The 23,266-nt window shown below is 36.0% G+C and carries 19 protein-coding genes and 1 pseudogene; 14 read left to right on the top strand and 6 right to left on the bottom strand.

Annotated elements, in window-relative coordinates:
• Positions 1-234 (top strand): annotated as a pseudogene (locus tag DK866_RS15810) (3-deoxy-7-phosphoheptulonate synthase); the annotation flags it as partial.
• A gap of 77 nt (positions 235-311) precedes the next feature.
• Here the strand turns inward: DK866_RS15810 and DK866_RS15815 are convergent.
• The 3 genes from DK866_RS15815 to modF all read right to left on the bottom strand — a co-directional run bounded on the left by DK866_RS15815 (position 312) and on the right by modF (position 3,911).
• Positions 312-1,115, bottom strand: coding sequence for a tetratricopeptide repeat protein (locus DK866_RS15815; RefSeq protein WP_109409669.1), 804 nt, complete (start codon positions 1,113-1,115; stop codon positions 312-314).
• A 187-nt stretch (positions 1,116-1,302) separates the two neighbouring features.
• Positions 1,303-2,055: a 2,3-diphosphoglycerate-dependent phosphoglycerate mutase gene (gene gpmA / locus DK866_RS15820; RefSeq protein ID WP_036938379.1), complete on the bottom strand. Its 753-nt coding sequence runs from the start codon at positions 2,053-2,055 to the stop codon at positions 1,303-1,305.
• Positions 2,056-2,444: 389 nt separating this feature from the next.
• Complete coding sequence (gene modF, locus DK866_RS15825) at positions 2,445-3,911, bottom strand: molybdate ABC transporter ATP-binding protein ModF (protein WP_088493398.1); 1,467 nt, start codon at positions 3,909-3,911, stop codon at positions 2,445-2,447.
• A gap of 193 nt (positions 3,912-4,104) precedes the next feature.
• On the opposite strand from modF, the gene DK866_RS15830 reads away from it, so the two are divergent.
• The 4 genes from DK866_RS15830 to DK866_RS15845 all read left to right on the top strand — a co-directional run bounded on the left by DK866_RS15830 (position 4,105) and on the right by DK866_RS15845 (position 11,930).
• Entirely contained in the window at positions 4,105-5,646 is a 1,542-nt protein-coding gene (locus tag DK866_RS15830) for a ShlB/FhaC/HecB family hemolysin secretion/activation protein (protein WP_109409670.1), read from the top strand.
• A gap of 15 nt (positions 5,647-5,661) precedes the next feature.
• Positions 5,662-10,839 (top strand): DUF637 domain-containing protein, encoded by a 5,178-nt coding sequence (locus DK866_RS15835; RefSeq protein WP_208624188.1) that lies wholly within the window; start codon positions 5,662-5,664, stop codon positions 10,837-10,839.
• Between the two features lie 188 nt (positions 10,840-11,027).
• A complete protein-coding gene (locus DK866_RS15840) occupies positions 11,028-11,360 on the top strand; it encodes a hypothetical protein (RefSeq protein ID WP_109409671.1) in 333 nt (110 codons plus the stop codon).
• Positions 11,361-11,423: 63 nt separating this feature from the next.
• Entirely contained in the window at positions 11,424-11,930 is a 507-nt protein-coding gene (locus DK866_RS15845) for a contact-dependent growth inhibition system immunity protein (protein ID WP_109409672.1), read from the top strand.
• 145 nt (positions 11,931-12,075) lie between these two features.
• Here DK866_RS15845 and modE read toward each other — a convergent pair whose 3' ends face one another.
• The gene (gene modE, locus DK866_RS15850; RefSeq protein WP_087803643.1) at positions 12,076-12,867 is read right to left on the bottom strand and encodes a molybdenum-dependent transcriptional regulator; all 792 of its coding nucleotides are present in this window, start codon (positions 12,865-12,867) and stop codon (positions 12,076-12,078) included.
• A gap of 159 nt (positions 12,868-13,026) precedes the next feature.
• On the opposite strand from modE, the gene DK866_RS15855 reads away from it, so the two are divergent.
• From DK866_RS15855 to modC, 4 genes are all read left to right on the top strand, one after another.
• A complete protein-coding gene (locus DK866_RS15855; protein ID WP_088493390.1) occupies positions 13,027-13,170 on the top strand; it encodes an AcrZ family multidrug efflux pump-associated protein in 144 nt (47 codons plus the stop codon).
• A 431-nt stretch (positions 13,171-13,601) separates the two neighbouring features.
• A complete protein-coding gene (gene modA, locus DK866_RS15860; RefSeq protein ID WP_109409673.1) occupies positions 13,602-14,372 on the top strand; it encodes a molybdate ABC transporter substrate-binding protein in 771 nt (256 codons plus the stop codon).
• Positions 14,373-14,389: 17 nt separating this feature from the next.
• Positions 14,390-15,082 (top strand): molybdate ABC transporter permease subunit, encoded by a 693-nt coding sequence (gene modB, locus DK866_RS15865; RefSeq protein WP_109409674.1) that lies wholly within the window; start codon positions 14,390-14,392, stop codon positions 15,080-15,082.
• Entirely contained in the window at positions 15,076-16,140 is a 1,065-nt protein-coding gene (gene modC / locus DK866_RS15870; RefSeq protein WP_088493389.1) for a molybdenum ABC transporter ATP-binding protein ModC, read from the top strand. The genes modB and modC overlap by 7 nt, the downstream gene beginning before the upstream one ends.
• Positions 16,141-16,218: 78 nt before the next feature.
• On the opposite strand, the gene DK866_RS15875 is transcribed toward modC, so the two are convergent.
• Positions 16,219-17,040 (bottom strand): pyridoxal phosphatase, encoded by an 822-nt coding sequence (locus DK866_RS15875; RefSeq protein ID WP_088493388.1) that lies wholly within the window; start codon positions 17,038-17,040, stop codon positions 16,219-16,221.
• A 149-nt stretch (positions 17,041-17,189) separates the two neighbouring features.
• Between DK866_RS15875 and pgl the strand changes: the two genes are divergently transcribed.
• A complete protein-coding gene (gene pgl / locus DK866_RS15880; protein ID WP_109409675.1) occupies positions 17,190-18,179 on the top strand; it encodes a 6-phosphogluconolactonase in 990 nt (329 codons plus the stop codon).
• A 74-nt stretch (positions 18,180-18,253) separates the two neighbouring features.
• Here pgl and bioA read toward each other — a convergent pair whose 3' ends face one another.
• On the bottom strand, positions 18,254-19,528 hold the full coding sequence (bioA, locus tag DK866_RS15885) for an adenosylmethionine--8-amino-7-oxononanoate transaminase (RefSeq protein WP_109409676.1): 1,275 nt from the start codon (positions 19,526-19,528) through the stop codon (positions 18,254-18,256).
• 103 nt (positions 19,529-19,631) lie between these two features.
• Between bioA and bioB the strand changes: the two genes are divergently transcribed.
• The 4 genes from bioB to bioD are packed head-to-tail and all read left to right on the top strand — an operon-like array spanning position 19,632 to position 23,247.
• A complete protein-coding gene (gene bioB / locus DK866_RS15890; protein WP_072070563.1) occupies positions 19,632-20,669 on the top strand; it encodes a biotin synthase BioB in 1,038 nt (345 codons plus the stop codon).
• Entirely contained in the window at positions 20,669-21,832 is a 1,164-nt protein-coding gene (bioF, locus tag DK866_RS15895) for an 8-amino-7-oxononanoate synthase (RefSeq protein WP_109409677.1), read from the top strand. Before bioB ends, bioF begins: the two co-directional genes overlap by 1 nt.
• Positions 21,807-22,571 (top strand): malonyl-ACP O-methyltransferase BioC, encoded by a 765-nt coding sequence (gene bioC, locus DK866_RS15900; protein WP_109409678.1) that lies wholly within the window; start codon positions 21,807-21,809, stop codon positions 22,569-22,571. The genes bioF and bioC overlap by 26 nt, the downstream gene beginning before the upstream one ends.
• Complete coding sequence (gene bioD / locus DK866_RS15905; protein ID WP_109409679.1) at positions 22,564-23,247, top strand: dethiobiotin synthase; 684 nt, start codon at positions 22,564-22,566, stop codon at positions 23,245-23,247. Before bioC ends, bioD begins: the two co-directional genes overlap by 8 nt.
• Positions 23,248-23,266: the final 19 nt, after the last annotated feature.

A 23,266-nucleotide genomic window follows, 5' to 3' on the forward strand; every position in this document is an offset into this window, starting at 1 on the left:
AAATTTGAGAAACAAATGGAAGTTGGTGCTGATATTTGCCAACAAATTAGCTCAGGTGAAAAAGCATTAATCGGCGTTATGATTGAGAGTCATTTAGTGGAAGGTAGCCAGTCATTAGAAAGCAGTGAACCATTGGTTTACGGTAAAAGTATCACCGATGCTTGTATTGGTTGGGATGATACTGAAATACTGTTACGTCAACTAGCAGATGCGGTTGTTGCTCGTCGCGGTTAACTGATATTATATTAGTACACAAACTGTAATACCGTTGATAATTAATCAACGGTATTTTTTATGAAAAAGAAAATAAGTTAGTTATGTATTTTTAATAGATCAAGTCTGAATTTAGCGGGTTTAAATCCAAGCTCATATGACTTTTGATACCATTCACATGCTTTTTCTTTGTCAGCAATGACACCCAGTCCTTTTTCATATAAATAACCGATATTATAAATAGCTGAGGGATCATTATCTTCAGCCGCCTTTAAATAGAAGGTCATTGCTTTCTGATAATTCTGCTCAACTCCTAAGCCATGTTGATATGAATAAGCAATATTATTGTTTGCTTTAATGTATCCATTACTAGTTGCTTTTAAATACCATTCCATTGCTTGTTGATAATCTTGAATAACACCATTTCCTTCAAAATATAGAACACCAAGATTATTTTGAGCCATCCCAAATCCTTGAGCTGCAGATTTTAAATACCAGTTCATAGATATTTTAATATTTTTTTCTACACCAAGACCTTTACTATACAGATAAGCAATATATGTTTGTGCTCGAGGGTTATTTTTATCTGCTGATTTTAATAACCATTCTATTGCTATTTCATAATCTTTTGGAAAAAAAAGATCTCCTTTCATGTAGAAAAAACCTATTTTTGCTTGAGCCTCCGCATTCTCGTTATAAGCAGATAATAAATAAAACTTGCGGGCTTTGTTTTTATCATTCTTATCAAAATAAATATCGCCTAAGTAAAGCTGATAATGTGAAAGGCTTTGTTTAAATAGAGAGGGAGAAGGATCATTTATTTTATCCTCCTTAAACGGGAATAAAACAAACATTATTATAAATATAATAATAAATAGAATGGTAGCTATTTTTAATTTCATATTAATATCCTTATTTTTATATTTATTTAATAATTAATTATAATTTTATTAAGTAAGATTTACTAATTATTAATACAAATAGGAATCTAATATTAAATAGTTAATTTTAAATAATAGAAAATAAAAAATACCGCTATTTCTAGCGGTATTTATCATATAAACCTAAATTAATAGATTTAAAGCAAAATTACTTCGCTTTACCTTGGTTAGCAACAGCGGCTGCTTTTGCTGCGATTTCGTCAGCATTACCTAAGTAGTAACGTTTGATTGGTTTCATGTTTTCATCAAATTCGTAAACTAAAGGTACAGCTGTTGGGATATTCAGCTCAAGAATTTCGTCTTCGCTCATGTTGTCTAGGTATTTAACCAGAGCACGCAGTGAGTTACCGTGAGCTGCAATAATAACTTTCTCACCAGAAGCAACACGTGGTTTGATAACTTCTTCCCAGTATGGTGTTACACGGTCGATAGTTAATGCTAGGCTTTCTGTTAATGGCAGTTCTGCCGCAGTTAAAGATGCATAACGAGGATCTTTACCTGGGAAACGTTCATCGTCTTTAGTTAATTCTGGTGGAGTGATAGCAAAACCACGACGCCATTGTTTAACTTGCTCGTCACCGTATTTTTCAGCAGTTTCAGCTTTGTTTAAGCCTTGCAGAGCACCGTAATGACGTTCGTTTAATTTCCAGCATTTTTCAACTGGCAGCCATTGTTGATCAACTTGATCAAGAATGTTCCACAGGGTGTGAATTGCGCGTTTCAGAACAGAAGTATATGCATAGTCAAAAACGAAACCTTCAGCTTTCAGCAGTTTACCTGCTTCTTGCGCTTCATTACGGCCTTTTTCGGACAGCTCAACGTCAGTCCAGCCTGTAAAACGGTTTTCTTTGTTCCATACACTTTCACCGTGTCGAACTAGCACAAGCTTAGTTACTGCCATAGTTTAGACTCCTATAATTACTTTCTTAATATAAGTTTAAAATTAGCACTTCAATCATTATATGGATCATCGACAAGAACGCCAAACATAAGTGACAAAACAAGGGGGATTAAGTCAAAAATGTCGTTTGTTCGATGAATTATTGCACAGTTGTCACACCTTTTGCTTAATCGTTCAAGCTATTAATCTAGCGGGATCGGCGTAAAAAAACAAAATATCCGTTTTGTATAAAAAATAGACGAAAATAGCGCCTGTAAAAACGACACATTCTTTATTTATTATTGTTCAAATAATAAGCAAGAAAATGTCGATTTAAATAAAAATTCAGACCTAAGTTTAGCGTTAATTTCTAAAATCATTGCCCTGATTATGACAGTAAAAATGAACATTTAACAAATTTCTTGCTGGTAACGATAAATTTCGCCTTCTTTAATAAAAGTCAATCGATGAGTAATACACGATGGCGCATCTTCTTGATGGTGGCTCACAAACAAAAGTTGCGTATTACTGTGGCTTATCATGATATCAATAAAACGCTGTACTAAGAGCCGGTTCGTTGTGTCTAATCCTTGCAATGGCTCATCAAGAATAAGTAAGGTAGGGTGTTTAACTAATGCTCTAACAATTAACACTAAGCGTTGCTGACCCCAAGATAAGGCATGAAATGGATGATTAGCATGTGCAGTTAAACCAATTAACGCTAACCATTCATCAGCAAGTTTTAGCTGTTTATCTGTAATCGCTTGATAAATGCCAATAGAGTCATGGAAACCTGAAATAATGACATTTTTTACCGTTGAAGAAACACGGTAACTCTGATGTAAGGCATTACTGACATAACCAATATGGCGTTTAATTTCCCATACTGTTTCACCACTTCCTCTTTTACGACCAAATAGCGTTAAGTCATTGCTGTAGCCTTGAGGGTGATCGCCCGTAATTAAACTTAATAATGTCGATTTTCCTGCACCATTAGGGCCTAAAATCTGCCAATGTTGCTGAGGTTTTACCTCCCAGCTTAAATGGTGAAGAACAGGTTTATCGTTATAGCTCACTACTCCATCTTTTAGCACGATAGGGGAAAGTGTCGGTGATAATTGAGGAATGGCATCAGGCGAATCTTGTTCAGGTAATGTGAGATTTTCAAGAGTTTCACTGTGAGATAATTGCCCAATAACAGAGTCAGATAAAACCTGTTCTTTCTCACCGTTGGCGACTAATTCGCAATTAATGAGTAGACCTGCATACTGAATAAAATCAGGAATATCATTAAAACGATTTAGAATGAGTACGATAGTCAGATTTTGTTGATGTAATAGTGTTAACAATTCATTTAAAGCACGGCGAGAATCAACATCTAATCCATCAAAAGGCTCATCTAAAATAATTAAATCAGGTTTATTCATTAAAAGTTGAATAAGCAATATTTTTCGAGATTCACCGGTAGATAGATATTTAAAACGCCTTGATAAAAGGTATTCAACACCAAATTGCTTTGCTAATAAAAAGCATCTGTCATCATCTTTTACCTGCATTTGAATAACTTGAGCAACAGTTAAGCCAGTATCTTCTTCACCTTCACTTAATAAATCTGTGTTATTCCGACGCCACTCTTCTTCAATCATTTTTTGCAGTTTTTCAAAAGAGAGACTAATTGGACGAGAAAATGTGCTGATAAATTCACCAGAGAGCAAAATACCTTCTTGGCATAATGCATTTGCTAAGGCGGTTTTGCCGCTTCCATTACTGCCTACAAATGCCCAACTCTCACCTTCATTTATGGCTAAATTGTCAATTTGTAAACAAAGTTTATCGCTTAAGCGGAATTGTGTTTTGTTGAGTTGTAAGTGTTTCATTATTATTAGCCTTATTTTTTTAATGTAAGCTAAGTGCAAGTTAAGTATCTAGCAATATAGGGTTAATAGAAACTTGTCAATATTTGCTGAAAGAACTTTTTCCAAAAGTCTTATACACCTACTATTTAATGATAACCTTTAAAATGCGTTTCCTATGTAAATATATAAACATCTCTTTAAGGATGACTTATATATGCATAAATTTAAAAAAATAAACTTATTCTTCTTTATATTTTTACTCGTTAGCAAAAATAGTTTTTCTTTGAATGATGAAAATGTAAATAATAAATGCTTTCTTATTAATAAAGTTGATCTTACAGAAAATACTTTATTAGATGATAGACAGAAATCTAAAGTAATTTCACCGTATCTACAACAATGTCTAACATTAAATGATATGCATAAGGTCGCTAAATCAATTACTAATAATTATATTGAAAAAGGTTATGTTACCTCACAAGCTATTATTCCAGAGCAAGATCTTTCTAATCATAAGTTAGTAATAAAGATTATTGAAGGTAGAATAAAAGATATTTCTATCAATGGTGTTTCATCTAGATTAATTGATATTATTTTTCCTTCCTTTAAAGAGAAAATTTTAAACCTACGAGATTTAGAACATGGATTAGAACAGCTTAATCGATTAATAACAACGCAATATACATTGGATATTCAACCAAGCGATAGTGTGGGATATTCATCTGTAACCATTAATCGAAAAGCTAAAAAACTTCCTTTAAAGAATCGATTAACAATTGATAATTCGGGAACAGAAACAACAGGAAAGATCTTACTTACTAATACAACAACAATAGATTCTTTGTTTGGCTTGGGTGAGCAGTGGATTTTTTCACTAAAAACAAATACAGATTTCCCTCATGCTCACTATTCTCGTGCTTATACTGCAAGTGTTAATATCCCTTATGGTTATTGGTTTTATCAATACCAGTTATCTGATAGTAGTTCATCTTATTCCTTCCAAAATAATCACAAATATATTTATAAAAACAAAAATAAAGATCAGCAATTTGATATTAGTCGTTTAGTCTATCGAGATAATAAACAACGAGTAACACTAAAGGGAACGTTAAAGCATAAGAAAGCAAAAACGCAGTTAGCACAACAAAAATTATTAATAAATAGTCCCACATTGACTTCTTTATCATTTAGCCCTGAATATACTTTAAGTTTACATAATGGATATTTAATCATTAATCCAACTGCTGAGTTTGGGATCTCTCTTTTTGGCGCGACACCTGATTATATTGCTGACAATTCACCTCGTAGTCATTATCGAAAACTAAGTTTAAATTTAAGCTATCAATATTTATTCACTGATCAGTTTTCCTATCTTACTTCATTTCATAGTCAATATACGCCTGATAATCTTTATGGTTCGGAAAAAATAGCAATAGATGGAATAAAAGCTGTTCGTGGATATAAAGAAATAAATTTTAATGCTAATAGTGGGTTTTATTGGCGCAATGAAATAAATATATCACCAATAACTTCGTTTTTAAGTAAATGGAATTTTATTTTTGCACTTGATTATGGTGTCGCCCATTCAGATCAATATGAAACAGAAAAGAATAAAATAATTGGAAGTGCAATAGGTGCTTCTTTTTATCATTCCACTTTTTCTTCTCAAATTTTAATTAATAAACCTGTGTTTTATCCCAAATCATTAAAGCCAGATTGCTGGTCTTTATATTGGTCCATTTCTCTTGCTATTTAAATGTTAGGAGTTTTTATGTGTGAAAAGGATATTTCTTGGAAACAACGTTTAATAAGTTATAGCATCGCTTATGTAATTGCTATTTATCCATTACATCCAGCTTGGAGCTCAGCAATTACACCCTCCGATAAAACGATTAAAGTCAATCAGCAAAATACTGTTCCTATTATTAATATTTCAACACCTAATAATCTTGGTATTTCTCATAATAAGTTTCATTCGTTCAATGTTAGCAAGCAAGGTGTTGTAATTAATAATGCGACAACTTCTGTTAATACACAATTAGCCAAACAAGTGAATGCCAATACTAATTTAAAAGGAAGTGCTGCTCATTTAATTATTAATGAAGTGGTGGGAAATGGGCGCTCACAATTACAAGGAAAATTGGAAGTTGCAGGAGAACAAGCGAAAGTTGTTATTGCTAATCCAAATGGTATTACGTGTGATGGTTGTTCGTTTATAAATACCCCAGCAATTACACTCACAACAGGAAAACCTCTTTTTAATCCTCAAGGCGCCTATTCGGCAATAGAAGTGAAAAAAGGCGGTGTTGTTATTGGCACGCAAGGTATAGATCTCCAAGCTCAGGATTATGCTGACATTATCAGCCGTAGTATTGAGTTAAATGGAAAAATTAACGCTAAAAACCTTTCTTTAATGCAAGGAAATAACCGTATCGATTTTGATAAAGGTACAGTAAATAGCATTAATGGTGAAGGTGTTAAACCCATACTTTCTATTGATACTAAAGCGCTAGGTGGAATGTATGCCAATCAAATCCGTCTAGTCAGTACAGAAAAAGGTATTGGTGTTAATTTAAGTAATATTCAGACAAATCAAAACAGTGTGAATATAACTGTTGATGGAAAAATTACCTTTAATGGCAATATTCAATCTGAACAAGATATTAATGTTAGTAGTAAAGAACTACAAATTAATAGTAATACAAAGTTAAAAGCAAAAAGAGATATTACTTTAGCAACTAATACGCTGATTAATCATAGTGAAGTTATCTCAGAGAAAGATATGCGTTTATTTGCAGATAAACTCACTAACAAAGGTGAAAAGGCACTTATTCAAGCGAAAGATAATTTATGGATACAGAGAAATGCGCAGGGTGATCCAAGCACTTTAATTGAAAATCAATCAGCCACGATAAAAACAGAAAAGGGTGACTTGATTATTCGAACTAAGAAATTAGTTAATACATCTTTAAATGAATTACCAACTTTTTTAAATGTCGAAGCAAACTCTACGGCTAGAAAAAGTTTTGTTGCATCATATTGGGGAAATAGCCAAGGCGTTGTTTCTATAAATACATATTATCCTGTGTTGGAAAATTTTCCATATGAAAAATGGTTTGGTTACCTAGATTTAACAAGTACAGATATTATTAATACAGAAAGATATAAATATAATTATAGTGATTTTATAGGACATATTGATTCAGGAAAAAACATTTACATTAATGCTAATGAATTGATTAATAACCTAGGTGTGATACATAGTAATGAAAATACTATTTTGACAGGAAGTAATGCTGTTATTTCAAATTTAATGCCTGGAGAGTTAAATTTATGGTATAGGTATAAGACTTCATATAAAGATCTCGGTGTATATGTAGATGAAGAGGATGACGATGGTAATTATGATATTCTTTATGTAAGGGAGCCGTTGAAATTTGAACTACTTAATAAGTTTTATTCTTGGTCACCTGATAGAAAAAGTTTTTCTACGATATTATCGAAAGGTAATTTGGTTTTAGATTTTAAAAATAGTATCAATATAGAAGCAAATCCCCCATCTAAGTATTTACCAATAAAAAAATCAATAAACAAGTTACACTCAGGTTATAATTTTTTAGCTAATAACATATTGATTAATTCTAATTCTATTAATATATCGTCAAATATAAATTCAAATAATGAACTATCTGTTATCTCTAGTGGAGATATTATTGTAAAAGATTCACACCTCTCATCTAAAAAATCATTAAGCTTAATTTCAAATAAAAATATAGAGCTTAACCAAGTAGATCTAACAGCAAAAGACGGTGTTGTTCTTGCTAAGAATGGAAACATTGATTATACATTAAATCCCATTTCTGCATTTAATGAAAATAATGTTCTAACTCCACCGGCTATTAATGTCTCTGATTCTATTTTATTTCAATCTGGAAAAGATATAACTTTTAATAATATTGAAATTAATAATGCTAACTTCTTAAGCTTAATTTCACAAGGTGATATAAAAATTCAGAGAAATGAATCGGAACTTTTTAAGATATTACCATATTTTCATTTGTATAATAAAGAGTCTGCATTATCAAAAACGGAAAGCTGGAAAACGCGAGGTGATATTACATTTACGGCTGGTAAAGATATTATTAGTCAAGGAATAAAATATCACAGCGATAAAGCTATAACCTTTAATGCAGGGCAGGATATTTTCCTTGCCTCAAAATCAATAAAAGAAGCCGATCCTTTCTTTAGTGATATTTATTATCCTCAATTACAATCTAAGTTATTTTCAGATGATAACCTTATCTTAAATGCAGCGCGTGATGTTGATTTAAGTTCAACAGTATTAAATTCAAAAGATAAAGTCATTGTATTAGCTGGTAGGAATATAAAGCTGGGTGCAAATGCTTATTCCGCCATCAAAGATCCCCACGAAGATTCTCAAGATATTCAGTATAGCACATCGGCTATTACAGGAAATAAAGGCATTTCTATTGCGTCATCAGGTGCGTTAATAACAGAAGGTAGCTCACTCAAATCAGACGGTAACATTACGATATCCAGTAGTGGTAATATTCAATTAGGATCGGTAAGAACATATTTTCGTAAAGAGTCGGGTTCTAAGTTAGAAGAACTTCGCAAACAAGTCAGTACTGAAATTAATAGTGGTAATAATTTAACTCTATTATCTGAAGGCAGTATTTTATTTCAGGCATCAAAATTGATTGCCAATAAAAAGATAGATATTGCTGCTAAAGGTGGATTTCTTTACGCACAAGCGATGGAGGAATCGAGTTATTACGAAGAGGAGAAGAAAAAATGTAATCCGTGGACTTTATGTACTACCAAAAAGAAATACACGAAAAAACGTCATAATACAAATAATAAAGTTACCGAGTTTATCGCTAATGGCGATATTAATTTATTTGCTAAAGATGATATTACCTTAGAAGCGAGCAAACTAGAAACAGCGAAGAATGCAAAATTAACCAGTAAAACAGGAAAAGTTAATTTTAAAGCAGTTAAAAATACAGCATTTAAGCAAGTTATTACTAATTCAAAAGATATTTATATTACTCAGCGCAATCAGGGTTATATCAAAGAGAGTTGGGCATTACCAACACTTTATATTGGTGGAAAACTGACTATTGATGCGCCTAAAGGAATATCTGCTGATATTAAAGTTCAAAAAGGACAATCACTAGAACAAGCATTAACAGTTTTAAGTAACACTCCAGAATATGCATGGCTTAAAGATCTTCAACATCATCAAAACGTCAATTGGAATTTAGTTAAGGATACCTATTCTGATTGGGATGATAAAACAAAACAATTAAATCCTGTTGTTGGTGCGGTTATCGCTATTGCAGTGGGAGTTGCCACTTACGGTACAGCAACCGCGGCAACTATTGGTGGAATGGCAAGTAAAGCAACCATTGTGGCGGGTGCTTCAGCAAGCGTGGCTTCAACGGCATCGGTTGCAGCACAAGCAGGTTTTGCCTCTTTAGTTTCGCAAGCGGCGGTCTCTTTAGCTGAAAACCAAGGCAACATCTCTAAAACACTTGAATCACTGGGGCGTAGCGACACGGTCAAGTCTGTGGTGACGAGTATGGTGGTTGCAGGGGCACTTCAGGGTCTTGACCAATTTATGGGTTGGGATCAGGCAATCCAAGGTGGAACATTACCTTCAACAGGCAAGTTACTTGCGACCGATAGCGCAACATGGAATCAAGTTGCACAACGCGTTGCCTCTCATTCAGTTGTCAGTTCAACATTGGGCACTGCCATTCAAGGTGGCAGTTTTATTGATAATTTTAAAACCGCGCTATTAAGCAATATCGGTAGTCAGCTTCATGCCGAAGGCGCCAATTTAATTGGTGATAATGGCGCGGTATTAGGTCATGCAGGAAAGGTTTTAAGTCATTCGGTAGTAGCAGGTGTTAGTGCAGAAATTGCAGGAGGTAGTGTTACAGGTGCAGTTGCTGGTGCATTGGCGGCAGAGATAGCAGCGATATCGCTACAAAGTAAATTATTTGAGCCTACTTATTTAAATGAAGCAGACAGACAAGTTGCATTAATTCAAGAGGCAATCCATAGCAATGAAGGAAAAACACAGCTCACTAAATTAATTGGCGCACTGACAGGTGCTATTGTAACTCGTAAGCCTGAAGGCGTATTTTCTGCAGCTAATTCTGCGGAATTAGTTTATCGGCATAATTACAGTGAGCATATGCTTTCTAACTTAGCTTTAGAAAATAATAAGGATATGATCGCTGCTTCGAAAGGAGATGTTGCAGCAGCGGAAAGAGTTGTCAATCGACAAAATGCAGGAATGATTGCAATCGCTCTTGGCTTAGGAGGAAGTGCAAGTTTTATTGCTGGTCATACTGTTATTGCAGCAACACCAGAACTTATTGCTATTGCTCAAGCTGCATTTAATACATGTAAAACTAATTGGATTTATTGTGCAAATGCTGTTGGCATTCATATAGCTGAAGTTACAGCACCAGAAGCCGCATTGGCTGGTGCTAATTTAGGCGGTGGTTATAAAGTATTAGCAAATTCAAAAGATAGCGCGAAAGCCTTTTCTAATTCGTTAGTAAATAGCTCAAAGTCTTTAATGGCGTCAGGAAAGCTAAATGTTACTAGTATCAAACCAATAGTTGAGCAAGAGAAATTATTAATAACTACCAATAAAAAAGTTATTGAGATAATCAACAATGGGGAGCTTATAATATATTCGGGAGTAACTACGAATGGATATAAAGTATCTAATGGAGCCAAAACAGTAGTTTTAAAAAATGAATTAGACCATCCTATTGTTCAATCTAGAATTAATATTCAAAATGGTAACTTAAAGCGAGGTTGGGTACATGTGGTTCATCGGCATTTCTCAGATAAAAATGCTAGTCAATTTACTATTAGTCAAGTGGATTTAAAACTGATACTTTAAAGTAATGATATTTCAAAAATACAAATTAGTAGAGTCGTTAATAGTAAAGATGAAAAACTGTATGAGAGAGTTATCATATTAGATAAATATATAGGTATTGATAAGTTTACTAAAAATTCAACGAATGTTATAACAATCTTAACAGATAATATAGGCAATTTAGTAACAGCAATGCCAGGGAGACTAAAGTGAAATTAATTGGTTCTAGGAAAGAAATGGTTATTAAGGAGACGCTAATTAAAAATGAAGGTTCTGTTCTAAAAAATAAGGAGATTAATTTTTTCTTAAAGGATAGATTCTCTGATATAATAAGTGTCTATTGTTTAGAACATATTTTGGAAGAAGATTATGATCTATATACTTTATTAGTTAATAAAGAGTTCATTGTTGAGTTTGAACTTTCTAGAGTTAATGGTGAATTTAAAGATATCAATATATCATCATTGAGTTTATATTCAAAAAAACTAAAGGATAAATATTTAAGATTAAAACTACTTGTTGCGGTAAATTTACCTATGTAACAATTACAAAATGCATCATCAAAGAATATTAGGTTTAATATTACTGTAATTGAAGAGTAGTTAATGATTATATCGAAAGGCTATAATTTATATGCAGATATTTACTTTAATTATGATTACTATATTATAGTAACTATCTCGGGGTGCTATATCCACTTTATGGATTTAAAAAATGGATATAACGTTTTATCTAAGAATATCACTGATGGTAAGTTAGGTCATTATTCAAAAGTTTCTTTAAGTAATAGTAGAAAAATAGAAAGTAACTCACAAGAATTTAATGAGATGTATAATGATAAAAAATCTTATTCAGAGTGGGTGAGAAAAATAATTAAAGAGTATAATTATAAAAATAAAACAGCACTTTTTAATAATATGAATCGATGTAGCTTAGAGCTTACAGATGATGAAATTACTATTAGTCCTCTAAACCATTTACGTATGGATCATTGGGTCGGCGAGGGAATACCTGATAGCGCAATTATTACGTTAAAAAGCAATTGTAGTGATGAGGTTTTAGGTGCCTCAATAAAAGAGGCATTTACGCGTTGTATTAGTCGAAAAGTTTAAATGGATATTAAAATCATCTTATATCAACCAAGTGTAAGGTAACTTTTTATAATTTTATCAATTAAAAACCATCACTTAATATTATTGTTAAAATAATAACTAAGTGATGGTTTTATTTTTTATTTAAAAGTAATCATATTAATGATTAACACAGTGTTGCGACAATCACCTGATCAGCATTAAATAAAGCCGTTACGCTGTCATTAATATGCAGTTTTTGCTCTTTAACATGCTGATTAGAACATGTGGCACAAACTTCTTGTCCACCTTCTAATGTCACCACTAATTCGCTGTTTTCACTACCCGTCTCAATTTGAGTGAGTGTGCCTGAAAGCGCATTGTCATATTGCTGTGTTAAAGAAGTTCCTTTTTCAATATTGACCCAAGGTGCCTTAATTAAAATCAGTACTTCTTTACCTTTTTTAAGCCCTAGGCGATCAGCGCTTTTCTCTGTTAAAGCAGCACGAATGATCGTTTTTCTATCTGCAAGTTGCACATTAACATGTTGTTGAACTTGCAGGTTGTCACGCTCAATAATCGTACCAAAAAATTGGTTTCTAGCACTGGTCTGTAATGAAAAACGAGAAATAGCCGCTAAAAGACTATCAAGAGGGAGTGAATCATCTTTCAATACATCAAAGGCTTTTTGCTGAATTTGACCGAGCAGATCGTAAAGTTGAAGTAAGCGCTCACAATAATGTGTGAGAGTTGCTCCACCGCCACCTTTACCACCTGTTGCTCTATCAACAAGAAGTTCGTCTGCGAGTTGATTCATTTCATTAATGGCATCCCAAGCACTTTTATAACTAATGCCCGCCATTTTTGCCCCTTGACTAATTGAACCCGTCGCTTTGATTTGTTTTAACAGCGCAACGCGGCGAGGATCGGCAAAGAGCTTATCTTGAAGTTTAAGAGTTAATAATATTTCTGCTTGCATAATGATAGGCTTCTTCTTTTTTTGTGTGTTTATCGCATTTTTTGTGCCGACACAAAGCGATAATTCTCTAGAATATATACATCTATAGCGTTATTATTCGTCATTCGTGAAGAAATGCCAACTCTGGCTTTCCGAATATACCATGATAAAGAGGTTATCATGCTTGAATTATTGAAAAGTTTAGGGTTTGCTCTCTTGATGGTACCTGTTGTTATGGTACTGATTATGGGCATCATTTATGGTTTAGGTGAAATATTTAACTTGATTTCACCAAGTCAGCCAAAAGCAGACAAAAAATCATAATTTCTCCCTTCCTGATTTAGAACAGCCCTTTATTTAAAGGGCTGTTTTTTATACTCATGATACTCGTCATACTTCAAGCCACAGCGTTGTTGACTGTGTTCTCATTCGCACTAGCCACATACTCATGATACTCGTCATACTTCAAGCCACAGCGTTGTTGACTGCGTTCATTCGCACTAGTCACATACTTGTGTATGCTCCTAGTGACTCATTCACTTGTCGCCTAGCTGTGACTTGAATTATTTAGAGTATCTATTCACTCATTTCAAATTGTCGTGTTGTTGACTGCGCTTCTATCTCTATTTTTTTGCCCCTATTTTTATGGTTATATTTATTGATATATAACCAGTTTCTAACATCTAATCCTTTCATTTTACGCTGTATCTTGGTATATACAGCGTGTCATCCTTTAATTTAAGTGGAATTAGAACATGAAAAAATTATCAGGCAAGTTACTTGCTGGCGCAGTTATCTCTTTTGCTTTAGTAAGCCAAAGTTTTGCATCGGAAAAAGTAACGGTATTTGCTGCCGCTTCTCTTACCAATGCTCTTAATGAAATTTCGGCACAATATAAGCAAGAGAAACAAACTGAAGTTGTTGCGTCTTATGCATCTTCTTCAACGCTGGCTCGCCAAATTGAACAGGGCGCACCTGCAAATCTGTTTATTTCAGCAGACCAGCAGTGGATGGACTACGCAATCGATAAAAATTTAATGGTTGCAGATTCACGTCATACACTATTAGGTAATGATTTAGTACTCATTGCCCCTAAAGATAGTAAATTAAATGACGTTGTTATTAATAAGGAAACCAAATGGAAATCCTTACTTAATGGCGGAAAACTAGCTGTTGGCGATCCTGACCATGTGCCTGTTGGTATCTATGCAAAAGAATCATTAGAATATTTAGGTGCATGGGATACAGTAAGCCCAGATATGGCGCGTACTAATAACGTACGTAGCGGTATGGCGCTGGTTGAACGTGATGAAGCACCATTAGGTATCGTATACGGTTCTGATGCGGTTGCGAGTGATAAAGTGAAAGTGGTCGGCGTATTCCCAGCTGATAGCCACAAACCTGTTGAGTATCCAATGGCAGTTGTAAAAGGTCAGGACAATAAAGCAGTTCGTGATTTTTATGACTATCTGAAAACACCTCAAGCCGCAGAAATCTTTAAGAAATACGGCTTTAACCCACTGTAGGAATTATACTTTTGGAGATGTTAAGTGAATACGAATGGCAAGCCATTATACTAAGCCTTAAGGTATCGACTGTAGCAGTTATTATTAGTCTACCTTTTGGTATTTTTATGGCTTGGCTTTTAGTTAGGGTACGTTTTCCCGGTAAATCATTGCTTGATAGCATTATCCATTTACCTTTAGTTCTACCTCCTGTTGTGGTCGGTTATCTTTTACTGATCAGTATGGGGAGACGTGGATTTATTGGTGAATGGCTGTATGACTGGTTTGGTTTTAGCTTTACCTTTAGTTGGCGAGGCGCAGCACTTGCATCCGCAGTCGTTGCATTTCCACTGATGGTAAGAGCGATCAGATTAGCATTAGAGGCTGTCGATCAACGTATGGAACAAGCGGCGAGAACCTTAGGGGCTTCACCGATACGCGTCTTTTTTACCATAACATTACCTTTGTCTATGCCAGGGATCATCGCAGGAATTGTGTTGGCATTTGCGCGCTCATTGGGAGAATTTGGCGCAACAATCACTTTCGTCTCCAATATTCCGGGGGAAACAAGAACTATTCCTCTGGCAATGTATACCTTGATTGAAACACCAGGAGCGGAAATGGATGCCGCCCGTTTATGTATTATTGCAATTATTTTGGCGCTCGTCTCTTTAATGGCTTCAGAGTGGCTAACTCGTTGGGGTCGTAAAAGATTGGGGGGCGTATGCTAGAGATGAATTTTAAACAGACGCTAGGATCACTGCGTCTGGAAGTTAATACTGAACTACCAACAGAAAGTATTACCGCTGTCTTTGGTTTATCTGGAGCGGGTAAAACCTCACTGATTAATGTGATTGGGGGGTTAACAAAACCAGATTCAGGACGGATTGTATTAAATAATCACACACTGGTTGATACTGAAAAGAAAATTTATTTGCCACCTGAAAAACGTAAAGTGGGTTATGTTTTCCAAGATGCGCGACTGTTCCCTCATTACACCGTAAAAGGAAATCTGCTTTACGGTATGTCGCCGACAATGAAAGTACAGTTTGATCGCATTATTCATTTGTTAGGGATTGGTCATTTACTCTCTCGTTTTCCGATCACCTTATCAGGTGGTGAAAAACAGCGTGTTGCCATAGGGCGAGCGTTGTTAACAGCACCTGATATTATGTTGATGGATGAGCCTTTGGCTTCGCTTGATTTACCGCGTAAACGTGAGTTACTGCCGTATTTAGAAAAGCTCTCACAAGATGTACAAATTCCGATTTTGTATGTGAGCCACAGCCTTGATGAAATTATTCGACTTGCAGATAACGTCATTGTGATGGATGCAGGAAAAATTAAGGCGACAGGTAAACTTGAAGATGTCTGGGCAAGCAGTGCATTACGTCCTTGGTTACAAAAAGAGACATTAAGCAGTATCGCCAATGTAATGGTTGTAGAACACCATAGCCATTACGATATGACCGCAACAGCTTTTGGTAACCAAGTACTGTGGTTGCCTCAAATCGAGACTAAAATTGGTCGTGATGTGCGTGTCCGTATTGATGCTTCTGATGTGTCATTAACAACGACTCGTCCATCAAATAGCAGTATTCGTAATATTTTGCATATGAAAGTGGTTGAAACCATTAAAAATGATGGTCAAGTTGATGTGAAACTTGTCAATGATGGTAATTATTTATGGGCGAGGATCACGCCCTGGGCAAAAGATGAATTGAATATTCAAGAAGGGCAGTGGCTTTATGCGCAAATAAAGAGTATTTCGCTAAGTCGTCATCTTTGAGTTATCAGTTACATTTGTCGATAAAAAAGACCTCATTTTAAGTGAGGTCTTTTTCTTTTGGGCGATATAAAAATAGGACTAAGACAGAATATATTTATGAATAGTCTCAGCAATACCCGGCTGTGAATTCACCTTTGTGACCATTTTAGCGCGAGCTTTCACTTCATCTGAAGCATTACCCATTGCAACACCTAAGCCCACATGTTCTAACATGCTAAGGTCATTAAAGTTATCACCAAAAGCAATAACATCACTCATATTCATGCCATTTGCTTCAACCCAGCGTTGTAAACGGCGACCTTTACTGTTGCCTTTTTTGGCGATATCAACTTGATCAACCCAAGACCATTCGCATTCTAAACCGACTTGTTGCTCAATTTTTTCAACTAAAGCGCGTAATTCATCGTGATCAGGCGTTGTTGTCGCAATTTTCCAAATGGCATTAACATCATGCATAGCTTTATAAAAATCATCGACTTTGATTAAATTTGGACGCTGTGCGGTAGGCAATGTTTCTGACCATTTTAAAGTACGTTGTACTGGGGCTGATAGTTGGTCATACATCATTGCATCATCAGCATAAACTAAGTGATGTACATCTGTTTGTTTAACGAGATCTAATACTGCGCTGGTTTCTTGGGTAGTTAATGGATCGGATTCCAGTACCTTTTTACCAATATAGTCATAAAGGTAAGTCCCATTACAGCAAATCGCAGGGGTATCAAGATCGAGTGCTTGATAGAATGGATGAATAGCAACATGATGACGACCTGTTACAATTAAGACTTTAACACCTGCTTTTCTTGCAAGATTGAGTGCTTCTAAAGATTCTGGCAGGATACGTTTTTGGTCATCAAGCAGTGTGCCATCAAGATCCAAAGCAATAACGCGATATGACATAAATAAGCCCCTTGATAGTATTAAGATGCAATGTTGCTGATGGTACACGTTAACTAATAAAAGATAAACTAGCTTAATCGTGACAACTAAACGTTAGTTTTTCTATTATTCTTTATAAATCAAAGGGTAATCTGTTTTAAGGAGAAGGGATGAAACAGGTAGTCTACGTAGCAAGTCCAGAGAGTCAGCAAATCCATGTTTATTCATTAAATACTGAAGGTGAAATGGATTTATTGCAGGTTGTTGAGGTTGCAGGGCAAGTACAACCGATGATTGCAAGTGCGGATGGAAAATACCTTTATGTAGGTATTCGTCCTCATTTTAGTGTAGTGACATTTGCGATAGCAGCCAATGGCCAGTTAGAACAAAAGGCTATCACTTCCATTCCAAGTACTCCTGTTCATTTATGCTTAGATAAAACTGGGCATTTCTTATTTGTACCTTCTTATCATCAAGGCAATTTGGCTGTTTTACCTATTAATGATAAGGGGGTCCCTCAATCACCTATCCAAATTATTGAAGGATTAGATAAACCTCATTCATCTAATATTGATTGGAATAATAAACAACTGATTGTGCCTTGTTTAGGTGAAGATCATATTCGTTTATTTAATCTATCAGAAGACGGTCGTTTAACAGAGGCGGGAACTGAAGAGCTGACAACAGCACAAAATGCAGGCCCTCGTCATATGGCATTTCATCCTAATGGGGATGTGTTTTATTGCCTTAATGAATTAGATGCGACAATCAATGTATATCGTCGTATGGGGGATTTATATCGTTTAATGCAAACGGTCGATATTGTCCCTGAAACATTTAACAGTACCCGTTGGGCATCAGATATTCATATCACACCTGATGGCCGTTTTCTTTATGCCAGCGAACGCTCTGAAAGCTTTATCTGTGCGATGGCAATTTCAGAAGCGGGCGACTATTTACAATCTGTGGGGCATTACTCAACACAGACACAGCCTCGTGGTTTTAATCTTGATAATACAGGCAATTATCTGATTTCTTGTGGTCAAAAATCAGATTTTGCTTCTGTTTCTCGTATTGATAAACACACCGGCGCATTAACTAAATTAGCTTGTTACCCAGTAGGTAAAGGCGCAATGTGGGTTACCGTTGTGACAAAATAACTGTCACAGTATAAAAAACACTGTGAACCTCTAGCAAAACATTACCTTGCTAGAGGTTTATTTTGATGAAAGATTTATGAAAGATTAACCACTTTTTCAATTGCTTGAGTGAGTTTAGTTAGGCTTGCTGGTGGCATAATGAATGGTGGCATAATATAAATAAGTTTGCCAAAAGGCCTGATCCAAACCCCTTCCTCTACAAAGATTTTTTGTAATTTTGCCATATTAACGGGCTCGTTCATTTCGACCACGCCAATCGCCCCTAAAACCCGCACATCTTTGACACTTTTAGTCTGTTTTAACGGTAATAGCTCGCGTTTTAGTTGTTTTTCAATTTCTGCAACTTGGTTTATCCAATCGCCTTTTGCTAATAGAGATAAACTGGCATCAGCAACAGCACAAGCCAAAGGATTTCCCATATAAGTAGGGCCATGCATAAAGCATCCTGCATCACCTTGGCTGATAGTTTCTGCGATATGACGTGTAGTTAAAGTGGCTGATAAAGTCATATATCCACCTGTTAATGCTTTACCTATACACATAATATCTGGCGATATTTCAGCATGTTCACAGGCAAATAGCTTACCTGTTCGACCAAAACCAGTGGCAATTTCATCTGCAATTAATAACACATCAAATTCATTACACAGGGCTCTTGCGTGTTTTAAATATTCAGGATGATAAATTCGCATTCCGCCCGCACCTTGGACAATTGGTTCAAGCATAACGGCGGCAATTTCTTGATGATGTTGCTCTAGTGTTGAGCGTAATGAGTTGATATCAGCTGGCTCCCACTCTTCATAAAAGCCTGTTTTAGGTGCATCTACAAAGAGATGATTAGGTAAGTAACCTTTGTACAGACTGTGCATGGAGTTATCTGGATCACACACTGACATCGCGCCAAAGGTATCGCCATGATAACCCTGTTTTAACGCCACAATACGTTGACGTTTTTCACCTTTAGCCTGCCAATATTGCAAGGCCATTTTCAGAGCAACTTCAACGGCAACCGAACCTGAATCTGCTAGAAATATGCATTCAAGAGGCTCTGGTGTTATCGCTAATAATTTTCGACAAAGTGATACTGCAGGGGGATGAGTAATGCCACCAAACATAACATGAGACATATTGTTTAGTTGTGTGGTAACCGCATTATTAAGTTCAGGATGATTATATCCATGAATTGCCGCCCACCATGAAGACATTCCATCAATCAGTTTTCTACCATCAGCTAAGACTAATTCAACGCCTTTTGCACTGACGATAGGGTAAGCAGGTAACGGATTACTCATTGAGGTGTATGGATGCCAAATGTGGCGTAAATCGAAAGCGATATCTTCAGGTGTCATTCTATTTTTCACTTAATCATGTAAACCAATGGTGATCAATTTTAGTTGACATGATAACCCTATTATTTAAACTGGCAATCACTTTTAAACAGGAGATTGTATTGTGAGCACACTAAAACGCTGGACATTAAAAGAAGCCAGAGCATTGTTTGATATGCCATTTTTAGATTTGGTTTTTCAAGCACAACAAGTGCATCGTCAACATTTTGACCCTTCACAGATCCAAGTGAGTACTTTGCTTTCTATTAAAACAGGGGCTTGTCCTGAAGATTGTAAATATTGTGCTCAAAGTGCGCGCTATAAAACGGGATTAGAAAAAGAGCGTTTAATGGAAGTGCAGCAAGTGATTGAATCTGCGAAAAAAGCGAAAGCAGCGGGTTCAACGCGTTTTTGTATGGGAGCCGCTTGGAAAAATCCTCATGAACGCGATATGCCTTATCTTGAACAGATGGTGAAAGAAGTCAAAGCATTAGGTATGGAAACTTGTATGACTTTGGGCAAGTTAGATGATTCACAAGCTAACCGCTTAGCAGATGCTGGGTTGGATTTTTATAACCATAACCTTGATACTTCACCTGAATTTTACGGCAGTATCGTGACAACACGTACCTATCAAGATCGCTTAGATACGCTTGATAAAGTACGTAATGCCGGTATTAAAGTGTGTTCTGGCGGAATTTTAGGGCTAGGCGAGGAAGTTAAAGACAGAGCTGCAATGTTGGTGCAACTAGCCAATTTGCCACAACCTCCAGAAAGTGTGCCGATTAATATGTTAGCCAAAATCAAAGGTACGCCATTAGCTGATAATGAAGATGTCGATCCTTTTGATTTTATTCGTACTATCGCCGTTGCCCGTATCATGATGCCTCGCTCTTACGTGCGTCTTTCGGCAGGGCGTGAGCAAATGAGTGAACAAACACAAGCATTCTGCTTTATGGCTGGGGCGAACTCTATTTTCTATGGTTGCAAATTATTAACAACAACCAATCCAACCGAAGATAAAGATCACCAGTTATTCCGTAAATTAGGCTTAAATCCTGAACGATTAGCAGTATCTATGGGCGACAATCAGCAAGAAGAAGCTTTGATACAAGCTGTTGCCAATAAAGACACTGAACAATTTTATAACGCGGCACTGTAATGAGCTGGCAAACCTATTTAGATAAACAACTTAATGGGCGTAGAAATACGCCATTATGGCGAAAACGCAAAGTGATCAAACAGGCGGAGGGACGCTTTTTGATCACCACATCCGGTGAAAAATACCTTAATTTTTCCGGCAATGATTATTTAGGCATCAGCCAGCATGCAGACGTTATTAAAGCATGGCAACAAGGTGCTGATGAGTACGGTGTAGGTAGCGGTGGATCAGGGCATATCACTGGATTTACACAAGCTCATGCGCAATTAGAACAGCATCTCGCAGATTGGCTGGGTTACGATAATGCATTGTTATTTTCATCTGGCTATAGCGCTAACCAAGGTGTTATTTCAGCATTACTTGAAAAAGACGATGCTATCATTGCGGATAAACTATGCCATGCCTCGTTAATGGAAGCCGCCGTATTATCACCCGCCACATTATGGCGTTTTTTACACAACTCTTCTGACTCTTTATCTCAACGACTTAACAAAACGTCGGCTAGTAAAACCTTGGTGGTTACAGAAGGGGTATTTAGCATGGATGGAGATCAAGCACCATTAACAGAAATAGCAACAATAAGCCAACAACATGATGCATGGTTAATGGTCGATGACGCACACGGTATTGGTGTTTTAGGTAAAAAAGGTCGAGGTAGTTGTGATGAAGCGGGTATCAAACCTGAGCTATTAGTGGTGACTTTTGGTAAGGCTTTTGGTGTCAGTGGGGCGGCTGTGCTTTGTAATAAGCCAACAGCTGAGTTTTTTGAACAATATGCTCGTCATCTTATTTACAGTACATCAATGCCACCGGCACAAGCTATAGCCTTAAACTCTGCTTTGAATGTTATTAAGCAAGCGAATAATGAACGGGAATATCTTCAACAATTAATTGATACCTTTCGGCAAGGCGTTATTTCACTTCCTATTAAATTATTGTCTTCACAAACCGCTATTCAGCCAATAATTATTGGTGATGAGCAATTATGCCAAACACTTTCAGATTATCTGCAATCTAAAGGGCTTTGGGTAAAAGCTATCTTTCCACCTACAGTTCCACCTCATAGTGCACGTTTACGAATAACGTTAACCACTCGCCATCACCTTTCAGATATTAAGCTGTTAATCGAGACGCTTCATGCATTCTTTAGTCAAAACAGATAAACAACGTATAGCTCAAACCTTTGGTAAAGCCGCTGTTCATTACGATAATCACGCTAATATTCAGCGCTACAGTGGTAATAAATTAATGGATTTAGCACGTCATGATAGTGGCAATATTGTGTTAGATGCAGGATGTGGAACAGGGTATTTCAGCCAAAAATGGAAACAGCAAGGCAAGTTTGTTATTGCACTTGATTTATCACATCGGATGCTACAAGTGGCAAAACAACAACAACGGGCAGATGGTTATCTACAAAGTGATATAGAACATTGTGCAATTACGTCACAAAGTGTGGATATCGTGTTTAGTAATTTAGCGATGCAATGGTGTGATGATTTATCCGTTGCGATTAACTCACTCATGAAAGCAGTAAATAAAAAAGGTGCACTTTATTTCTCAACACTCACTACATTGACACTGCAAGAAGTCAGAGATGCTTGGCAATCTCTTGATAAACATCCCCATGTTAATCCTTTTTTATCGCTTCACGATATTGAGAAAGCGTGTCGTGGTTTTCATTGTCAATTTTCTATTGAAACTGTCACAGAACAATATGACTCATTACATGCGCTCTTTACTTCTTTGAAGGGAGTTGGTGCCAATTTTGTGCAGGGTGATCGACAAAAAGGGTTAATGACACGACAGAAATTTCGTGCACTAGAAAAGGTGTGGAAAACAGAATTAGGTAAGTATTTACTTACTTATCAAATTGTTATAGGAAAAATATCACATGACTAAGACATGGTTTTTAACAGGTACAGATACAGAAGTAGGTAAAACCGTGGTAAGTAGTGCACTGTTACAATGTGCTGCGCATCAAGGATATCAAACCACGGGCTATAAACCAGTTGCTTCAGGAAGTGAGTGGCTAAATGAAGGTTTACGTAATTCAGATGCACTTACATTGCAAAAATTCAGTACGGTAAAGTTAGATTATCACCGTGTTAATCCTTACTGTTTTGAAACACCTACATCGCCTCATATTGTCAGTGATGAAATGAATCAGCCTATTGATTTTAATGTAATGTCAGAAGGTTTATCGTACTTAAAACAGCAGGCTGATTGGATTTTAGTTGAAGGGGCTGGTGGTTGGTTTACGCCACTATCAGAAAAACAATTTTTTTCTGATTGGGTTATTAATGAACAGCTTCCTGTTATTTTAACGGTAGGTGTTAAATTGGGTTGTATTAATCATGCGTTATTAACGCAACAAGCAATTATTCAATCTGGTTTAACATTGGCGGGTTGGGTTGCCAATGAGGTTGAACCCGCAGGGCGATATCAGAAGGAATATCTGGCAACATTAAAGCAGCATATTGAAGCACCGTTTTTAGGCAAAATACCCTATTTAAATGAAGTAAAAGAGCATAATTTTACACCTTACCTCGATCTTTCTTGTTTAAAACTAGATTGATAAGCCATTATTGGGTAAA

It is taken from the genome of Proteus genomosp. 4 str. ATCC 51469 (assembly GCF_003144375.1).
Taxonomy (GTDB): domain Bacteria; phylum Pseudomonadota; class Gammaproteobacteria; order Enterobacterales; family Enterobacteriaceae; genus Proteus.

Coding starts and splice junctions, on each gene's coding strand:
- DK866_RS15835 (WP_208624188.1), top strand. CDS start 5,662: ATGTGTGAAAAGGATATTTCTTGGAAACAACGTTTAATAAGTTATAGC.
- DK866_RS15830 (WP_109409670.1), top strand. CDS start 4,105: ATGCATAAATTTAAAAAAATAAACTTATTCTTCTTTATATTTTTACTC.
- gpmA (WP_036938379.1), bottom strand. CDS start 2,055: ATGGCAGTAACTAAGCTTGTGCTAGTTCGACACGGTGAAAGTGTATGG.
- bioD (WP_109409679.1), top strand. CDS start 22,564: ATGACTAAGACATGGTTTTTAACAGGTACAGATACAGAAGTAGGTAAA.
- DK866_RS15845 (WP_109409672.1), top strand. CDS start 11,424: ATGATTATATCGAAAGGCTATAATTTATATGCAGATATTTACTTTAAT.
- modE (WP_087803643.1), bottom strand. CDS start 12,867: ATGCAAGCAGAAATATTATTAACTCTTAAACTTCAAGATAAGCTCTTT.
- DK866_RS15875 (WP_088493388.1), bottom strand. CDS start 17,040: ATGTCATATCGCGTTATTGCTTTGGATCTTGATGGCACACTGCTTGAT.
- modA (WP_109409673.1), top strand. CDS start 13,602: ATGAAAAAATTATCAGGCAAGTTACTTGCTGGCGCAGTTATCTCTTTT.
- bioF (WP_109409677.1), top strand. CDS start 20,669: ATGAGCTGGCAAACCTATTTAGATAAACAACTTAATGGGCGTAGAAAT.
- modC (WP_088493389.1), top strand. CDS start 15,076: ATGCTAGAGATGAATTTTAAACAGACGCTAGGATCACTGCGTCTGGAA.
- bioC (WP_109409678.1), top strand. CDS start 21,807: ATGCATTCTTTAGTCAAAACAGATAAACAACGTATAGCTCAAACCTTT.
- bioA (WP_109409676.1), bottom strand. CDS start 19,528: ATGACACCTGAAGATATCGCTTTCGATTTACGCCACATTTGGCATCCA.
- pgl (WP_109409675.1), top strand. CDS start 17,190: ATGAAACAGGTAGTCTACGTAGCAAGTCCAGAGAGTCAGCAAATCCAT.
- DK866_RS15815 (WP_109409669.1), bottom strand. CDS start 1,115: ATGAAATTAAAAATAGCTACCATTCTATTTATTATTATATTTATAATA.
- DK866_RS15855 (WP_088493390.1), top strand. CDS start 13,027: ATGCTTGAATTATTGAAAAGTTTAGGGTTTGCTCTCTTGATGGTACCT.
- modF (WP_088493398.1), bottom strand. CDS start 3,911: ATGAAACACTTACAACTCAACAAAACACAATTCCGCTTAAGCGATAAA.
- modB (WP_109409674.1), top strand. CDS start 14,390: ATGTTAAGTGAATACGAATGGCAAGCCATTATACTAAGCCTTAAGGTA.